This window comes from Mesorhizobium sp. M0052 (assembly GCF_040323255.1).
Lineage (GTDB): Bacteria > Pseudomonadota > Alphaproteobacteria > Rhizobiales > Rhizobiaceae > Mesorhizobium.
Genome location: NZ_JAMYUS010000008.1, coordinates 31,995 through 47,873, shown reverse-complemented (window position 1 = coordinate 47,873; position 15,879 = coordinate 31,995). Strand labels below are relative to the sequence as shown.

At 63.4% G+C, this 15,879-nt stretch carries 15 protein-coding genes and 1 riboswitch; of the genes, 6 read left to right on the top strand and 9 right to left on the bottom strand.

The genetic code is table 11. The features are described from left to right. Window positions 1-69: 69 nt before the first annotated feature. The 9 genes from nuoF to NKJ77_RS12595 form a co-directional block, all read right to left on the bottom strand. Window positions 70-1,374, bottom strand: a complete 1,305-nt coding sequence (gene nuoF, locus NKJ77_RS12635; protein ID WP_023670819.1) for an NADH-quinone oxidoreductase subunit NuoF — start codon at window positions 1,372-1,374, stop codon at window positions 70-72. A 3-nt stretch (window positions 1,375-1,377) separates the two neighbouring features. Next, on the bottom strand, window positions 1,378-1,581 hold the full coding sequence (locus NKJ77_RS12630) for a hypothetical protein (protein WP_023830501.1): 204 nt from the start codon (window positions 1,579-1,581) through the stop codon (window positions 1,378-1,380). Beyond that, window positions 1,581-2,912 (bottom strand): NADH-quinone oxidoreductase subunit E, encoded by a 1,332-nt coding sequence (locus NKJ77_RS12625; RefSeq protein WP_023830500.1) that lies wholly within the window; start codon window positions 2,910-2,912, stop codon window positions 1,581-1,583. Before NKJ77_RS12625 ends, NKJ77_RS12630 begins: the two co-directional genes overlap by 1 nt. Next, the gene (locus NKJ77_RS12620) at window positions 2,913-3,425 is read right to left on the bottom strand and encodes a DUF7674 family protein (RefSeq protein ID WP_023700376.1); all 513 of its coding nucleotides are present in this window, start codon (window positions 3,423-3,425) and stop codon (window positions 2,913-2,915) included. Next, a complete protein-coding gene (locus tag NKJ77_RS12615; RefSeq protein ID WP_023670822.1) occupies window positions 3,425-4,615 on the bottom strand; it encodes an NADH-quinone oxidoreductase subunit D in 1,191 nt (396 codons plus the stop codon). The genes NKJ77_RS12620 and NKJ77_RS12615 overlap by 1 nt, the downstream gene beginning before the upstream one ends. Window positions 4,616-4,681: 66 nt before the next feature. Then, entirely contained in the window at window positions 4,682-5,059 is a 378-nt protein-coding gene (locus tag NKJ77_RS12610; RefSeq protein WP_031193090.1) for a four helix bundle protein, read from the bottom strand. 33 nt (window positions 5,060-5,092) lie between these two features. Further along, on the bottom strand, window positions 5,093-5,695 hold the full coding sequence (locus NKJ77_RS12605) for an NADH-quinone oxidoreductase subunit C (RefSeq protein WP_023700377.1): 603 nt from the start codon (window positions 5,693-5,695) through the stop codon (window positions 5,093-5,095). Between the two features lie 4 nt (window positions 5,696-5,699). Further along, on the bottom strand, window positions 5,700-6,281 hold the full coding sequence (locus NKJ77_RS12600) for a NuoB/complex I 20 kDa subunit family protein (RefSeq protein WP_023670824.1): 582 nt from the start codon (window positions 6,279-6,281) through the stop codon (window positions 5,700-5,702). Continuing rightward, window positions 6,272-6,637 (bottom strand): NADH-quinone oxidoreductase subunit A, encoded by a 366-nt coding sequence (locus tag NKJ77_RS12595; RefSeq protein WP_023670825.1) that lies wholly within the window; start codon window positions 6,635-6,637, stop codon window positions 6,272-6,274. Before NKJ77_RS12595 ends, NKJ77_RS12600 begins: the two co-directional genes overlap by 10 nt. 327 nt (window positions 6,638-6,964) lie before the next feature. Here NKJ77_RS12595 and NKJ77_RS12590 point away from each other — a divergent pair, with 327 nt between their 5' ends. The 6 genes from NKJ77_RS12590 to cobG all read left to right on the top strand — a co-directional run bounded on the left by NKJ77_RS12590 (window position 6,965) and on the right by cobG (window position 15,877). Beyond that, window positions 6,965-8,188, top strand: coding sequence for a winged helix-turn-helix domain-containing protein (locus NKJ77_RS12590; protein WP_352535283.1), 1,224 nt, complete (start codon window positions 6,965-6,967; stop codon window positions 8,186-8,188). 29 nt (window positions 8,189-8,217) lie between these two features. Beyond that, window positions 8,218-8,910, top strand: coding sequence for a DUF6348 family protein (locus tag NKJ77_RS12585; protein WP_023690307.1), 693 nt, complete (start codon window positions 8,218-8,220; stop codon window positions 8,908-8,910). A gap of 58 nt (window positions 8,911-8,968) precedes the next feature. Then, a riboswitch (cobalamin riboswitch) is annotated at window positions 8,969-9,175 on the top strand. 38 nt (window positions 9,176-9,213) lie between these two features. Continuing rightward, complete coding sequence (locus NKJ77_RS12580) at window positions 9,214-9,639, top strand: DUF1636 family protein (protein ID WP_023700378.1); 426 nt, start codon at window positions 9,214-9,216, stop codon at window positions 9,637-9,639. A 2-nt stretch (window positions 9,640-9,641) separates the two neighbouring features. Further along, window positions 9,642-10,694, top strand: a complete 1,053-nt coding sequence (gene cobW, locus NKJ77_RS12575; RefSeq protein WP_023830498.1) for a cobalamin biosynthesis protein CobW — start codon at window positions 9,642-9,644, stop codon at window positions 10,692-10,694. Between the two features lie 18 nt (window positions 10,695-10,712). Beyond that, entirely contained in the window at window positions 10,713-14,393 is a 3,681-nt protein-coding gene (gene cobN / locus NKJ77_RS12570; protein WP_023830497.1) for a cobaltochelatase subunit CobN, read from the top strand. Further along, window positions 14,390-15,877: a precorrin-3B synthase gene (gene cobG / locus NKJ77_RS12565; RefSeq protein WP_023830496.1), complete on the top strand. Its 1,488-nt coding sequence runs from the start codon at window positions 14,390-14,392 to the stop codon at window positions 15,875-15,877. The genes cobN and cobG overlap by 4 nt, the downstream gene beginning before the upstream one ends. The last annotated feature ends 2 nt before the right edge of the window (window positions 15,878-15,879 follow it).

Below are 15,879 nucleotides of genomic sequence, written 5' to 3'. Positions count from 1 at the left end.
TCTCCTGGTCGTTTCTTCGCTTGCCCCGCCCCGCTGTGTCAGTCCCGGGCTTGCGCCCGTATTTCAAATCTACTCAGCCGCCACCATCACCGGTTCGGCCCGGTGCGCGTTGCGCGAAAACTCGTCGATGCGCCGCTCCACCTCGCCGCGGAAATGCCGCATCAGGCCCTGGATCGGCCATGCCGCGGCATCGCCCAGCGCGCAGATCGTATGACCCTCCACCTGTTTGGTGACGTCGAGCAGCATGTCGATCTCGCGCTTCTGCGCCTCGCCGCGCACCAGCCGCTCCATCACCCGCCACATCCAGCCGGTGCCTTCGCGGCATGGTGTGCACTGGCCGCAGCTCTCATGCTTGTAAAAATAGGACAGCCTGGCAATCGCCTTCACGATATCGGTCGACTTGTCCATGACGATGACAGCCGCCGTGCCGAGCCCGGATTTCAGGTCGCGCAAAGCATCGAAATCCATCGGCGCATCGATGATCTGCTCGGCCGGCACCAGCGGCACCGAAGCGCCGCCCGGAATGACCGCGAGGAGATTGTCCCAGCCGCCGCGAATGCCACCGCAATGCGTCTCGATCAGCTCGCGGAACGGGATCGACATCGCCTCTTCGACGGTGCACGGATTGTTGACGTGGCCGGAGATGCAAAACAGCTTGGTGCCGACATTGTTGGGCCGGCCGAAGGACGAGAACCAGGCGGCGCCACGGCGCAAAATGGTCGGCGCGACCGCGATGGACTCGACATTGTTCACGGTTGTCGGACAACCGTACAAGCCGACATTGGCCGGGAATGGCGGCTTCAGCCGGGGCTGGCCCTTCTTGCCTTCGAGGCTTTCGAGCAGCGCTGTTTCCTCGCCGCAGATGTAGGCGCCGGCGCCATGGTGCATGTAGATGTCGAAATCGTAGCCGGACGTGTTGTTCTTGCCGATCAGCCTGGCCTCATAGGCCTCGTCGATGGCGCGCTGCAGCGCTTCGCGCTCGCGGATGAACTCGCCGCGCACATAGATGTAGGCGGCGACCGCGCCCATGGCGAAGCCGGCGATGAACGAGCCCTCGACCAGCGTGTGCGGATCGTTGCGCAGGATATCGCGGTCCTTGCACGTGCCGGGCTCGGATTCGTCGGCGTTGACAACGAGATAGCTCGGCCTTCCGTCGCTCTGCTTGGGCATGAACGACCATTTCAGCCCGGTCGGGAAGCCGGCGCCGCCACGGCCGCGCAGGCCGGACGCCTTCATCTCATTGACGATCCACTCTCGCCCCTTGGCGATGATGCCGGGCGTGTTGTCCCAGGCGCCGCGCGCCATCGCGCCGGCCAGTGACTTGTCGAAGAGCCCGTAGATGTTGTTGAAGATGCGGTCTTTGTCGGCCAGCATGACTTACCTCTTTCCCCGCAAGACGATCGAGAACCACACCAGCACGCCCATGCCGGTCGCGGCCATCGATTCCAGGGTATCCGAAAACGGCAATTCGACGAGGCGCCGAAGCCCCTCCAGAAGGATGTTGGCAGCAGCGATGCAGACAATGCCGATGACAATGCTGCGCAGCGTCAGCAAAGATCCGGTGCTTTGCGCTTCAGCCATCAACGTGGCTCCTTGCCGAAGACGCGGATGTATTCGGCGACGCCGCCCTTGGCGAGCGCCTTGGCCTGCTTGCTCCAGTCGTCGCGCTCGATGCGGCCCTGAAAAGCGAGATATCCATCCACCCAGTCGCGCTCGGCCTTATTCCAGGATGCGACCTGTGTGAAGGTGAAGATGCCAAGCGAGTGAAGGATGCCCTCGATCTTCGGGCCGATGCCCGAGATCAGCTTGAGATCGTCGACCGCAGCCGGCCTGTCGATTCCGGCCGGACGGTTCTTGTCCTCGAGCGACGGCTTTGCGGGCCTGGCTGCCGGCGCCTTGACGGCCGGGGCCACCGTGGCCTTGGCCGCTGGCGCCTTGAATTCCGGCGCAGTGAAGGCAGTTGCCGGCGTGGCGGTGGTCTTCGGGCCATTACGCTGCTTGGCGACCTTCTCGACTTCAGGCGCCGCGGTGTTGGCGTTGGCGGCCGAATGCAGGGGCGCCGGGACGCTCGCCGCTTTTTCCGCCGCCGGTGCAACCTTGGCCCTGGAGGGCGACTTCAACGCCGAGCTGGTTTCCGGCGCATCGGTTTTCGGCTTGCCGGCGTTGGATGGCGCCACCGGGGCGGCCGCTGCAGGAGCCGCAGGCGCCGGAACAGGCGCTGCAATGATCGCGTCGGGCGCCGCGTGGGCAGCCTTGCTCGCCGCCCTGGCTTCCTTGTCGCGAGTCGCTTTGAGGATCGCCTTTTCGCTCTTCAGCGTCGTCAGGCCAGGCGCCGGCTCCGAGCCGGTTCTGCCGTTTTGCGGTCCCGTGGGAACCGAGGCGCCCTTGCCCGCATCGTAAAGATCGATGATTTCGGCCAGCCGCTCGGGGGTGAGATCCTCGAACGTATCCTTGAAGACCATCACCATCGGCGCGTTGACGCAGGCGCCGAGGCATTCGACTTCCTCCCACGACAGTGTGCCCTTGTCGTTGGTGTGGAATTGGTCGTGATGGATTTTCGAGCGGCACACATCCATCAGCGCTTCCGAGCCGCGCAGCATGCAGGGCGTGGTGCCGCAGACCTGGATATGCGCGCGCGTGCCGACCGGATTGAGCTGGTACTGCGTGTAGAAGGTCGCGACTTCGAGCCCGCGAATGCGCGGCATGCCGAGCATGTCCGAAATCGTCTCGATCGCCGCCTTGGTGACCCAGCCTTCCTGCTCCTGCGCAATCATCAGCAAGGGAATGATCGCCGACTGCTCCCGGCCCTTCGGATATTTCTTGATCCATTGCTTCGCAACCGCCGCATTCGCCCGGTTGAAGGCGAAGGTGGCTGGCTGGACGCTTGCATCTGCGAGACGGCGGACTGACATTTAGCGATCGGGCCCCTGCTCTGCTACGAGAGCTATTGCGGTTTCACATTCTTTCTGATGAGAAAACGGAATGCGTTCGGCAGATCGAGCAACACTCGCAAATCGCTCTGCGGGCAACATGTATTGCCACAGCCCCAGAACAGTTTGCCTTACTTGAGGCGAGATCCATGCCATGACCGCATCAGCGTCGATGTCATCGTCGAACAAGTGCTCGTAAAAAGCGACACCAGCCGCATTCCAAATCTGTTTGTTCGGGTGAACGGCAGCCCATTGGGCGAACCCATGCATTCTACCCAGCTTGTCGACGTCATTGTCGCGGTGGGCAAGGCGCGTCTTGGGTAGCAGGGTAAAAAAGAAGTCATAGATCGAACAGTGCTGAGTCGAGTTGTAAGAAGCCTCGGCGAACTCGACTGGCAGCATGGCTTTTGCCAATTCGCGCCACCGCGGCAGGGCAGCGTCCGCATTCCCTCGAACACCGACCTGAGAGCGCACTGTAGGATTGGCTGCCGCCATCACCGATCAACCTCCCCGAAGACGATATCGAGTGAGCCCAACACGGCGGTGACGTCGGCCAGCATGTGGCCACGGCAGAGGAAATCCATGGCTTGCAGATGCGCGAAGCCGGGCGCGCGCAGCTTGCAGCGGTAGGGCTTGTTGGTGCCGTCGGAGACGAGATAGACGCCGAACTCGCCCTTCGGCGCCTCGACCGCGGCATAGACCTCGCCGGCCGGCACGCGGTAACCCTCGGTATAGAGCTTGAAATGATGGATCAGCGCTTCCATCGAGCGCTTCATCGCCTGGCGCTTGGGCGGCACCACCTTGCCGTCGAGGTTCGACACCGGCCCGGTGCTCTCCTTGCCGAGCAGAAGGTCGACGCACTGACGCATGATCTTGGCCGACTGGCGCATTTCTTCCATGCGCACGAGATAACGGTCGTAGCAGTCGCCGTTCTTGCCGATCGGGATGTCGAAATCCATCTCGGAATAGCATTCATAGGGCTGCGACTTGCGCAAATCCCAGGCAGCACCCGAGCCGCGCACCATGACGCCGGAAAAACCCCAGGCCCAGGCGTCGGCCAGCGACACGATACCGATATCGACATTGCGCTGCTTGAAGATGCGGTTGCCGGTAAGCAGCTTGTCGAGGTCGTCAAGCGACTTCAGGAACGGGTCGATCCACTTGCCGATGTCCTCGACCAGCTTCGCCGGCAGATCCTGGTGCACACCGCCCGGACGGAAATAGGCCGCATGCATGCGCGAACCGGAAGCGCGCTCATAAAACACCATCAGCTTTTCGCGTTCGACGAAACCCCACAGCGGCGGCGTCAGCGCGCCGATATCCAGCGCCTGCGTCGTCACATTGAGGATGTGCGACATGATGCGGCTGAGCTCGGAATAGAGCACGCGGATCAACTGGCCGCGCTTCGGCACTTCGATGCCGAGCAACCGCTCGGTGGCGAGCGCGAAGGCATGCTCCTGGTTCATCGGTGCGCAATAATCGAGCCGGTCGAGATAGGGCACCGCCTGCAGATAGGTCTTGTGCTCGATCAGCTTTTCAGTGCCGCGATGCAGCAAGCCGATATGCGGATCGACGCGGTCGACCACCTCGCCGTCAAGCTCCAGCACAAGACGCAAAACACCGTGCGCCGCAGGGTGCTGCGGTCCGAAGTTGATGTTAAAGTTGCGGACGGAGGTTTCAGCCATTCTGGCGCCTCTGGCGAAGAGTCAGTAGTGAGTAGTGAGTAGTGATCATCAATCTCAATGCCTGCTTCATTCCGCCTGCTTGGCCTGCACCGTTCGGATAAGAGATCTCATCATTTTTCCAATCTCTTCGCATCGCAGCAGCAGCTCAATCTCATTGTCTTTTCGCAGCAGGCCAACCCGACATGCCAGCAGTATGTGTGTCTCCAGTTCCTTCAACGAGCCTTGCGCCATGCGCAAAAATTGAACGAACGACCCTCTGTTCTCCCGACCGTATCCCTCCGCGACGTTCGCTGCGACCGAAACCGCCGATCGGCGCATCTGAGAGGTCATGCCGTAAATCTCATCCCTCGGAAACTCTTTGGTGAAACGGTAGCAATCCTCAGCAAGCGTCATCGCCGATTGCCACACCTTCAAGTCGCGATAAGATTCGATCCGTTGCTCCAAATCTTTTGCTACTGACTACTCACTACTTCCTACTCACTGTTTCGCCTTCTCATCGCCTGGCAGGACGTAGTCCGTCCCTTCCCATGGCGAGAGAAAATCGAAGTTCCTGAATTCCTGCTTCAATTCCACCGGCTCGTAGATCACGCGCTTGGCTTCGTCGTCGTAGCGCACCTCGACGAAACCTGTCAGCGGGAAGTCCTTTCGCAGGGGATGGCCCTCGAAACCGTAATCCGTGAGGATGCGGCGCAGGTCCGGATGGCCGGAGAACAGCACGCCATAGAGATCGTAGGCTTCGCGCTCATACCAGTCGGCGCCGGGATAGACAGCGGTGAGCGACGGCACCAGCGTCTCTTCGTCGGCCTGCACCTTGATGCGGATGCGCAAATTCTGCTTCGGCGACAGCAGATGATAGACGACATCGAAACGCTTGACGCGCGACGGGTAGTCGGCGCCGCAGATATCGATGATCGAAATGAACTGGCAGCCCGAATCGTCACGCAGGAAGCTTGTCACCTCGATCAGATTGTCTGTAGCAACCGAGATCGTCAGTTCGCCATAGGCAAGCACTGCATCGGTGACGCGGCCCGGCAGCCTTTCGCCGAGATAAGTCGACAGTTCGCTCAGGGATGCGGCCATGGGTCTACCGTTCGATCGTGCCGGTGCGGCGGATCTTCTTCTGCAGGAGAAGAATGCCGTAGAGCAGCGCTTCGGCGCTTGGCGGGCAGCCGGGCACATAGATGTCGACCGGCACGATGCGGTCGCAGCCGCGCACCACCGAATAGGAATAGTGATAATAGCCGCCGCCATTGGCGCAGGAGCCCATCGAGATGACGTAGCGCGGCTCCGGCATCTGGTCGTAGACCTTGCGCAAAGCCGGAGCCATCTTGTTGGTCAGCGTTCCCGCCACGATCATTATGTCCGACTGGCGCGGCGACGCGCGAGGAGCCACGCCAAACCTTTCAGAATCATAGCGCGGCATCGAGGTGTGGATCATCTCGACGGCACAGCAGGCGAGACCGAAGGTCATGAACATCAGCGAGCCGCTGCGTGCCCAGGTGATCAGCGCCTCGGTCGAGGTGACCAGAAAACCCTTGTCGGCCAGTTCATTGTTGATCTCGAGGAAGAACGGATCGTCGGAACCGACCGGACGTCCGGTATTGGGGTCGATCAGGCCTTTGGGCTTCGGCGCGACGAGCGTTCCGGAACTGTCGTTCAATCCCATTCCAGCGCTCCTTTTTTCCACTCATAGGCAAAGCCGATGGTCAGCACCGCCAAAAACACCATCATCGACCAGAAACCGAGCATGCCGATCTTCGAGAACGACACCGCCCACGGAAACAGGAAGGCCACTTCCAGATCGAAGATGATGAACAGGATCGACACTAGGTAGAAGCGGATGTCGAATTTCATCCGGGCATCGTCGAACGAGTTGAACCCGCACTCGTAGGCGGAAAGCTTCTCCGGATCGGGATTGCGATAAGCCACCAGGAACGGCGCGATGATAAGCGCCAGGCCTACAACTGCGGCCACGGCGATGAAGAGGACGATGGGCAGGTATGAACTGAGGAGTACGTTCATGCTCGGCTTTCCGTTGGCGGCCAATCCACTTTGATTACAGCAACCAACCCTAATGCGGAAGCGCGACAGTTTAACCGCTGAACCGTGTTAGGTGCCTTTGCTGCAACGCGGCGAGGGTTAGCGCACGGCTTTCAGCGAAGCAAGTCAAACCTTGTTCAAAAGACAGTGCTGGACGGCAGGCCGGGAAAAACTGGTCCGATCTCCTCCTGTTTGATTTCCTTCATCTTTCACTCCACTTTTGTCTCCTGACACATCTCCCGCCATTTGCCTGCTAACATGACCGGAATCGCCGGCTAAAGTCGGGAAAATGGTTCGAGGCAAGACACTTTGACGAAGGACAAAATCTCACTCCCCGCGGCCAGGCGCATCGCGCTCGCCGCGCAAGGATTTCTCGATCCCCGCCCGGTCGGCACGCCCGATCGCCGCCACCTCGCCCGCGTGCTGTCGCGCACCGGCCTGCTGCAGATCGATTCCGTCAGCGCCGTGGTGCGCGCCCACTATATGCCGCTCTATTCGCGCCTTGGCCCCTACCCGCTCACCCTGCTCGACAATGCCGCAATCACCCGCAAGCGCACCGTGTTCGAGTACTGGGCGCATGAGGCCTCGTTCCTGCCGGTCGAGACCTACCCACTGATGCGCTGGCGCATGCAGCGCGCTGAAAGCGGCGACGAAATGTATCTGGGCCTCGCCAAATGGGGCCGCGAGCACGCCGCCTATATCGAAGAGATCTACCGCGCGGTCGCCGAGCGCGGCCCGATTGCCGCTTCGGCACTGGAGGGCCAGAAAGGTTCGGGCGGCTGGTGGGGCTGGAGCCACGCCAAGCACGCCTTCGAATGGCTCTTCTGGGCCGGACGCATCACCACGGCGCACCGCCGTGGCTTCGAGCGTTTCTACGACCTGCCCGAGCGCGTGCTGCCGCAGGCGATCCTCGACCTGCCGGTGCCGGCGGCCGAGGACGCGCACCGCGAATTGCTGCGCATTTCCGCCCGCGCCCACGGCATCGCGACGTCGGGTGACCTGCGCGATTATTTCCGCTTGTCGCCGGCCGACATGAAGGGCCGGTTGGAGGAACTGGTCGAGATGGGCGAGTTGCTGCCGGTAAACGTCGAAGGTTGGGACAAGCCGGCTTACCTCTATAGGGACGCCCGCCTGCCGCGAAAGATCGAGGCCCGCGCCTTGCTGGCCCCCTTCGATCCGGTGGTCTTCGAGCGCGCGCGCACCGAGCGTCTCTTCGATTTCCGCTACCGCATCGAGATCTACACCCCGGCCGACAAGCGGCAATATGGCTATTACGTGCTGCCTTTCTTGCTCGGCGACAAGATCGTCGCCCGCGTCGACCTCAAGGCCGACCGGCCTGCGAGTGTCTTACGCGTCCACGCCGCCTATGCCGAAGCAGGCGCACCGCCTGAGACCACCGCGCAGCTTTTCGAGGAACTAAAGGCGATGCAGGGCTGGCTTGGCCTTGAGCGCATCGAAGTGACGCCGGCCGGCAATCTGGGGCCGGCATTGGCTAGCGAGAGAGATGGCCAACCCTTGCAGCGTCTGTCATAGACGCCTCAATAAGCCTCGTAGGTTGTGCAATGGCATCGGACAAAGTGCTCGACATGATCCATGGCGCCCTCATTGCGCATGGAATAGATGCAGTCCGCAGAGATAGGGACGTCATGCTCCAATCGAAGCAGCTTCGGTTTGAGGCTGAGGTGTTCGAGACGAGTTCTGACCGGCTGGTCCTGGAAATCTACATTTTTTCTCCGCTGCTTGATGTTCAGCCGGTCATTGAATCCTTTGCTGGCTTCGGCGACACGCGCGAACAGGAACTGAACCAGGCGTTTGAAAAGTTTCTCCGTGGTGTTTTCCATGTGGCCATTGAGGGACTGGCCGATCACGTCTGCGAGAACATGCAGGCCGAAATAGAGCTTTGGCAGCGAAGCAGCGCCAGTTGGAAGATCTGGCGAAAAGATGCCCGCTGGAAAATCTATAGCGGCCCGGTCATTTCCCAGGCCACAACCGAGCTATGCTCGCTGACACCAGGCTATCCAGCATTCTATGCCAAGCTGGAAAAGCTGTTCACAGCTTCGGTACCCCCCGGAAGCCATTTTGTCCGGACCTTTCTGGCAGGCTTGAAGGGCACGCTGATTAGTGCCGAAGTCCTTCTGGACAACGCGGTTTGGCATGAGGGACAGAATCTGGCTGTCGGTCATGACTGGGACTATAGCGATGGCTATCAAGCTATCCGACAGGTCATCCTGGCACTGCCGGAAGCCGGGACATGACAGCCCCTGCCGACATCGCCATGTCGTAGCCGTGCGTTGACACCGCTGCCTGCAAAAGCCTAAATCCGCTCCAGACGGTCCCCTGCCCGCAACGGCAAGGGCCAAGAGGGAATGCGGTGCGGGACGAAAAAATCCCAAATCCGCGGCTGTCCCCGCAACTGTAAGCGAAGAGCCAAGGCCGAAAGCCACTGGGTAACACCGGGAAGGCGGCTAACCAAGGCAATGACTCGCGAGCCAGGAGACCTGCCGTCTGAGACAAAGTATCCGATCGCCTGGCGGGTTTCCGGGCAAGGAGCACGGTTTTTGGACCAGAACAGCAGTTTTTCGGCTGGCACAGCGGACATTGCGTCCGGCGACAACGACGCCCTGACCGGCGTGACCGTCATCGTCTGCGCCTCCTGCCGCGATGAGACCGGTTCCGACGCCCATCCGCGCGCCGGCGAATTGCTGGCTGAGGACACACGCCGCGCCGCTGCCGGCGATATCCGGGTCCGCACCGCCGAATGTCTCGGCAATTGCAAGCGCCGCCTCAGCGCCGCGATCCTGCGCGATGGCTGCTGGAGCTATGTCTTCGGCGATCTGACCGCAACCAGCGGCGCCGACCTCGTTACCGGCGCAAAGCTCTTCGCGACTTCGGCCGACGGCCTCATCCCGTGGCGCGGCCGGCCCGATAGCCTCAAGCGCGGCCTCGTTGCCCGCATCCCACCCCTCGACATGCTGAAGGACTGACGATGAACGCTTCAAACCCGGCCGCCAACCTCTCCCGTGTTCCCTGCACTGTCGTTACAGGCTTCCTCGGCGCCGGCAAGACGACGCTGGTCCGCCATCTCCTGGAAAATGCCGGCGGCAAGCGCATCGCCATCATCGTCAACGAGTTCGGCGACATCGGCATCGACGGCGAGATTCTCAAGGGCTGCGGCATCGACACCTGCCCGGAGGAAAACATCGTGGAACTGGCCAATGGCTGCATCTGCTGCACCGTCGCCGACGATTTCGTGCCCGCGCTCGACAAGATCCTCGCACTGACGCCGAAGGTCGACCACATCCTGATCGAGACCTCGGGCCTGGCTCTGCCCAAGCCGCTGGTCCAGGCATTCCAGTGGCCGAGTGTGAAAAGCCGGGTAACCGTCGACGGCGTCATCGCCGTGGTCGACGGCCCGGCGCTGGCTGAGGGACGCGTTGCCCACGATATGGACGCCCTGCAGGCTCAGCGCGCTCAGGACGAAACGCTCGACCACGACGATCCGGTCGAAGAAGTCTTCGAGGACCAGATCGCCTGCGCCGACCTGATCATCCTGTCGAAAAGCGATTTGATGGATTCAGCCGGTTCGGCCCGCGCCAACGCCATCATCAATGAGCATTCCGCTCGCGCGGTAAAAATCGTGCCGACTGCGCATGGCAAGGTCGACCCGTCGGTGCTGCTTGGCCTCGGTCTCGCCGTCGAAGACGACATCGAGAACCGCAAGTCGCATCACGACGGCGCTTTCGATCATGAGCATGACGATTTCGACACCTTCATCGTCGACATCCCCTCGATCGCCAATCCCGACGACCTGGCCAAGCGCGTCGCCACCGCCGCCGAACAGGAAAACGTGTTGCGTGTAAAAGGCTTCGTCGATGTCGGCGGCAAGCCGATGCGGCTTTTGCTGCAGGCCGTCGGCCCACGCGTCAACCATTACTATGACCGCGCCTGGACGGCCGAGGACGATCGCCGCTCGCGGCTCGTCGTCATTGGCCTGAAGGGGCTGAACCGTCCGGCGATCGAGCGTATACTCGCCGGTTGATCTCAGGCACGAGCCGCGATGCATATACTCGCCACGACCTCCGCCTCGCTCGACGATCTCGCCGAGCCAGTTGATCTCCGGCAGACGCCGGCGGATATCGTGGCGCTGTCCTTTACCGACAGCGACCTTGCCGGACTGGCGGCGGCGTGGAAGGCGGACGCCGGCCGCCTGCCCTCGATGCGGCTGGCGGCACTGCGCGACTTGCGCCACCCGATGTCCGTCGACCTCTGGGTCGACAGCGTCGCCCGCCACGCCAAGATCATCCTGGTGCGCATCCTCGGTGGCTATGACTGGTGGCGCTATGGCTGCGACCAGCTTGCCGCGACTGCCCGTGCGAACGGCATCAAGCTGGCGCTGCTGCCTGGTGAAAGCCACGACGAGGATCTCAGGCTGATCGAAGCCTCGACGCTGCCGCGCGAGGAGTTGGACGGCCTGCTTGGCTATTTCCGCGAGGGTGGCCCGGAGAATATGACGGCGCTGGTGCAGCGGCTAGCGGGGTTGGCTGGGTCCGATGTGGCGGCGGCTGAGCCGGTCAGCGTGCCGAAAGCTGGCTACTACGAGCCAGGCCGCGGCGTCGTAGGCAAGTTGGATTTGGCCGATGTCGGCGTTCCTTCACACCCCCCTCTGTCCTGCCGGACATCTCCCCCGCAAGGGGGGAGATCAGCCGGCGCGGACCTCGGCACTTTTTCTGCCCAGCCGATAATAGATTCCTCTGCAACATCCCCGATTGGCGAAAGCTTCGATGACAGCGCAATCTCCCCCCTTGCGGGGGAGATGTCCGGCAGGACAGAGGGGGGTGGGCGGGAACTCGGCGCAGACAACATCAACCCTCCCATCATCCCCATCCTCTTCTACCGCTCGATGCTGCTGGCCGCCGATGTCGCGCCAATCGATGCCCTCTTTGATGCACTCCGCCAGCGCGGCATGAGACCGGTCCCGATCTTCGTCTCCAGCCTCAAAGACCCGACCTCCCTGGCCTTCGTCGAAACTGCTCTGGCCGCGCTCAACCCCGCCGCCATCATCACCGCAACCGCCTTCGCCTCCGGCGCCGAACCCGGCGTCCAAACCCTGTTCGACCGTGCCGGCGTGCCGGTCTTCCAGGTCATCGTCGCCACCACCCGCCGCCACGTCTGGGACAACAACCAGCGCGGCCTGGCGCCCGCCGACCTCGCCATGCATGTCGTGCTGCCCGAACTCGACGGTCGCATCCTCGCCGGCGCAATTTCCTTCAAGGGCGAGAGCGAAACCGACCCGGCGCTCGGCCACCGCGCCTTCGCCAACCGGCCGGAACCGGACCGCGTGGCACAGGTGGCGGAGCGCGTGGCGGCGTTCATCAAGCTGCAGCAGACGCCCCGGGCGACGCGCAACTTGGCGATCCTCATACCGGATTACCCGAGTGCGCCCGGCCGCACCGGTTACGCCGTGGGTTTGGATGTGCCGTCGAGCGTGCTGGCGATGCTGCATGACCTGAAGGAGCAGGGCTATGGCGTTGAAGGGATTCCGCAAACGCCGCATGGGTTGCTGGATTCGTTGGAGCGGGGCGATGGTGGGCTGGGGCTGGAAGAGTATCTGGACTTCTCAAAGGATTTGCCGGCTGACGCACTGGCTGCAGTCGAGGCGGCATGGGGCGCCCCTTCACCCTCCCCCTTGTGGGGAGGGTCGGTTCGCGACATTCGCGAAGCGGATGGCGCGAAACGGGGTGGGGGTAGCGGTGCACCACCCCCACCCGGCCCTGCGGGCCACCCTCCCCACAAGGGGGAGGGTAAGAGCGGCTTCCCCTTCCGCGCCGCCACCTTCGGCAATGTCACCGTCGCCCTCGCCCCCGATCGCGGCCGCTCCGCCGACCGCCGCGCCGACTACCACGACCCGACGCTCCCGCCGCGCCACGCCCTGCTCGCCTTCGGCCTGTGGCTGCGCAAATCGCTCCGCATCCATGCTCTCATCCATGTCGGCGCCCATGGCACGCTGGAATGGCTGCCCGGCAAGACGGTAGCGCTCTCACAAAACTGCTTCCCCGAGATCGTCACCGGCTCGCTGCCCGTCATCTATCCCTTCATCGTCTCAAATCCCGGCGAGGCGGCGCAAGCCAAGCGGCGCATAGCAGCCGTCACGCTTGGCCATCTGCCGCCGCCGCTGACCGGCGCCGGCCTTGACGAAGAGCAGCACAAGCTCGAACGGCTGGTCGACGAATATGCCCAGGCCGACGGCCTCGACCGCCGCCGCCGCGACCGTCTGGCCAAGCTGATCGTCGACACCGCGCAGAAGACCGGCCTCGCCTCCGAAGCCGGCGTCGCCAAAACCGACGCGCCCGACGAGGCGCTGCGCCGCATCGACGCCTGGCTCTGCGACCTCAAGGATTTCGCCATCAAGGACGGCCTGCACATCTATGGCCGCGCTTCCGACGACGAGCCCGACGCCATGCGCGTGCAAAGCGCGGAGGCCGAGAAAGCAGCACTTCTTGCCGCGCTCGACGGCCGTCACATCAAGGCGGGTCCGGCGGGCGCACCGGCGCGTGGCCGCTCCGATGTGCTGCCCACCGGCCGCAACCTGTTCACATCCGATCCGCGCACCATGCCGACGCCGACCGCCTATGAATTGGGCAAGGCGGCTGCGGAAGAAGTCGTGCGCGGCTATATGCAGTCGCATGGCGACTGGCCGCGCTCGCTGGTCATCGACCTCTGGGGCTCGGCCTCGCTGCGCACCGGCGGCGAGGAGATCGCGCAAGGCCTGGCGCTGATGGGCTGCCGGCCGCAATGGGATTCGGCCACCGGCCGCATCACCGGCATCGAAGTGCTGCCGCCGGCCACGCTCGGTCGCCCGCGCGTCGATGTCACCTGGCGGATTTCGGGCCTGTTCCGCGACATGTTCCCGACCCAGATCGCGCTGATCGACGCCGCCGCCAACGCCGTTGCCGCCCGCGACGAGGAGGATTCGGAAAACCCGCTCGCCGCCAGAACCCGTGCCGATGGCAAGATCGGCCCGCGCATCTTCGGCACCTCGCCCGGCACCTATGGCGCCGGCGTCGAGGACCTGTTGTCGAGTGGCGACTGGGCCGCGCGCGAAGAAATCGGCCGCGCCTATCTCGATGCGACATCACATGCTTATGGCGGCGCCGAGGGCGAAGGCATTGCCTCCCCCGGCGCTTTCGAGACCCGCATCGCCGAGGCCGATCTGCTCGTCCACACCGGCGACGATCCCGGCCGCGATATTCTCGAGGGCTCCGCCGACGTCGCCTTCATCGGCGGCTTTTCGGCGGCGCTGGCGGCACTGGGCCGAAATGCCGACGTCATCGTGCTCGACACCACCGACCCGCAAAAGCCGAAGCCGCGCTCGGTCGGCGAGGCTGTGTCGCGGGTTGTGCGGGCGCGAGCCGTCAATGCGCGTTTCATCGCCGGCCAGATGCGGCACGGCCCACGCGGCGCCTCGGAATTCGCCGAGACCGTCGACCGTCTCATCGGTTTCGCCGAAACCACCCACGCCATTTCAGGCGCGGTGATCGAGGCTGTGCATGACGCCTATGTCGGCGACGCCAATGTTCGCGCTTTCATCCTGCGCGAAAACCCGGCCGCAGCCAAAGTCATCGCCGAACGCTTCCTGTCGGCGCGCCGGCGCGGGCTGTGGCATCCCTTGCGCAACGCGATCGACGACGATCTCGCGGCGTTGATCGCCGAGGCCGAGGCGCTCGGAGTCGCGGCATGAACGCCTTCTCGCGCCGCGGCGCCTGTCCGGCTCTCTCGGCGCCGATGCAGACCGGCGATGGCCTGCTGATGCGGCTCAACCCGGTTGCGGGAGGGCTTTCCCCCAGATCGCTGATCGGACTCTGCGAATCCGCCTTGAAGCACGGCAACGGCATCATGGAAGTGACCGCACGAGGTAGCCTGCAGATACGCGGCCTGACGGCGGAAAGTGCTGGGCTGCTGGCGGCGGAGGTGGATGCGCTGGGCATCGCCGTGCGCACCGGCGTGCCGGTCGAGACCGGGCCGCTGGCCGGCATCGATCCGCGGAAGATTGCCGATCCGCGAGCTTTGGCTGAGCGGGTTAGGGCTGCGGTCGAGGAAGCTGGGCTGACGCCAAGGCTCGGACCGAAGGTTTCGGTGGTTGTCGATGGTGGTGGGCAGCTGACGATGGATGGGGTAACGGCCGATGTCAGGCTGAAGGCGGTGCGGGACGGCGGTAACGTTCTGTGGGCTTTGTCTGTTGCCGGCGATGGCCAAAGCGCGAGGCCGCTTGCGACGGCCGATGAGGATGCAGCGCGCGATATTGCGGTTGCTGTGCTGAGGATGGTTGCCGAGAAGGGGCGTGACGCACATTCTCGGGATTTGTCGGAGAGGCAATTGGCATCTCTTGCCGATTGGCTATGTTTGACAAGTTTGCGCGAGGCGCCCCCCTCTGTCCTGCCGGACATCTCCCCCTCAAGGGGGGAGATTACGCTTTCACCGATGATTTCACTAATCTCCGGTGTTGTTAAGGAAAAGCCGGCGTCGAAGCTGCCGATCTCCCCCCTTGAGGGGGAGATGTCCGGCAGGACAGAGGGGGGTGCCTCGCGCCGGCCTATCGGCCTTTTCCCCTTAACCGGCAACATCTTCACCCTCGGCATCGGCCTGCCCTTCGGCAGCATGCCAGCGCAAAACCTTATCGAGCTTGCCAGCCGAGCGTCGAACCTCGGCACCGCCGAAATCCGCCTCGCCCCCGGCCGCGCCTTGCTGTTCCTCGGCCAACCGTCGTCCGCAAACCACCCCCTGCGAGCCACCGCCGCCGCCCTTGGCTTCGTTACCACCGCCGCCGACCCGCGCACCCGCATCGCCGCCTGCCCCGGCACTCCTGCCTGCGCATCCGGACAAATCGCCACGCGCGATATTGCCGAGACAATCGCCGCCGAAATGACCGATAGTCTCGACTTCACACTGCACATTTCCGGCTGCGCCAAGGGCTGCGCGCACCCCGGTCCGGCGGCGCTGACATTGGTCGGCGGCGAAAACGGAGCCGGACTTGTCGTGAACGCGACGGCAAAGGCCCTTCCTGCGGGCTACAGGCCGGGCTATGACGCCGCGCGCGGCATCGGTCGCGTCGCAGCGATGGTCCGCAGCGCTCGATATCCAGGTGAAACCGCCGCCGCCTGCCTGACAAGGCTCGGACCGGCGGCAATCGCCAAGGCTTACCGACAAACTGAACAACGGAAATGAGC

Excerpts from the sequence above, each read along its gene's own strand:
- NKJ77_RS12605 (WP_023700377.1), bottom strand. The coding sequence starts at position 5,695 with ATGGCCGCATCCCTGAGCGAACTGTCGACTTATCTCGGCGAAAGGCTG.
- cobG (WP_023830496.1), top strand. The coding sequence starts at position 14,390 with ATGAACGCCTTCTCGCGCCGCGGCGCCTGTCCGGCTCTCTCGGCGCCG.
- NKJ77_RS12615 (WP_023670822.1), bottom strand. The coding sequence starts at position 4,615 with ATGGCTGAAACCTCCGTCCGCAACTTTAACATCAACTTCGGACCGCAG.
- NKJ77_RS12620 (WP_023700376.1), bottom strand. The coding sequence starts at position 3,425 with ATGGCGGCAGCCAATCCTACAGTGCGCTCTCAGGTCGGTGTTCGAGGG.
- nuoF (WP_023670819.1), bottom strand. The coding sequence starts at position 1,374 with ATGCTGGCCGACAAAGACCGCATCTTCAACAACATCTACGGGCTCTTC.
- NKJ77_RS12585 (WP_023690307.1), top strand. The coding sequence starts at position 8,218 with ATGGCATCGGACAAAGTGCTCGACATGATCCATGGCGCCCTCATTGCG.
- cobW (WP_023830498.1), top strand. The coding sequence starts at position 9,642 with ATGAACGCTTCAAACCCGGCCGCCAACCTCTCCCGTGTTCCCTGCACT.
- NKJ77_RS12595 (WP_023670825.1), bottom strand. The coding sequence starts at position 6,637 with ATGAACGTACTCCTCAGTTCATACCTGCCCATCGTCCTCTTCATCGCC.
- NKJ77_RS12600 (WP_023670824.1), bottom strand. The coding sequence starts at position 6,281 with ATGGGATTGAACGACAGTTCCGGAACGCTCGTCGCGCCGAAGCCCAAA.
- cobN (WP_023830497.1), top strand. The coding sequence starts at position 10,713 with ATGCATATACTCGCCACGACCTCCGCCTCGCTCGACGATCTCGCCGAG.
- NKJ77_RS12625 (WP_023830500.1), bottom strand. The coding sequence starts at position 2,912 with ATGTCAGTCCGCCGTCTCGCAGATGCAAGCGTCCAGCCAGCCACCTTC.
- NKJ77_RS12630 (WP_023830501.1), bottom strand. The coding sequence starts at position 1,581 with ATGGCTGAAGCGCAAAGCACCGGATCTTTGCTGACGCTGCGCAGCATT.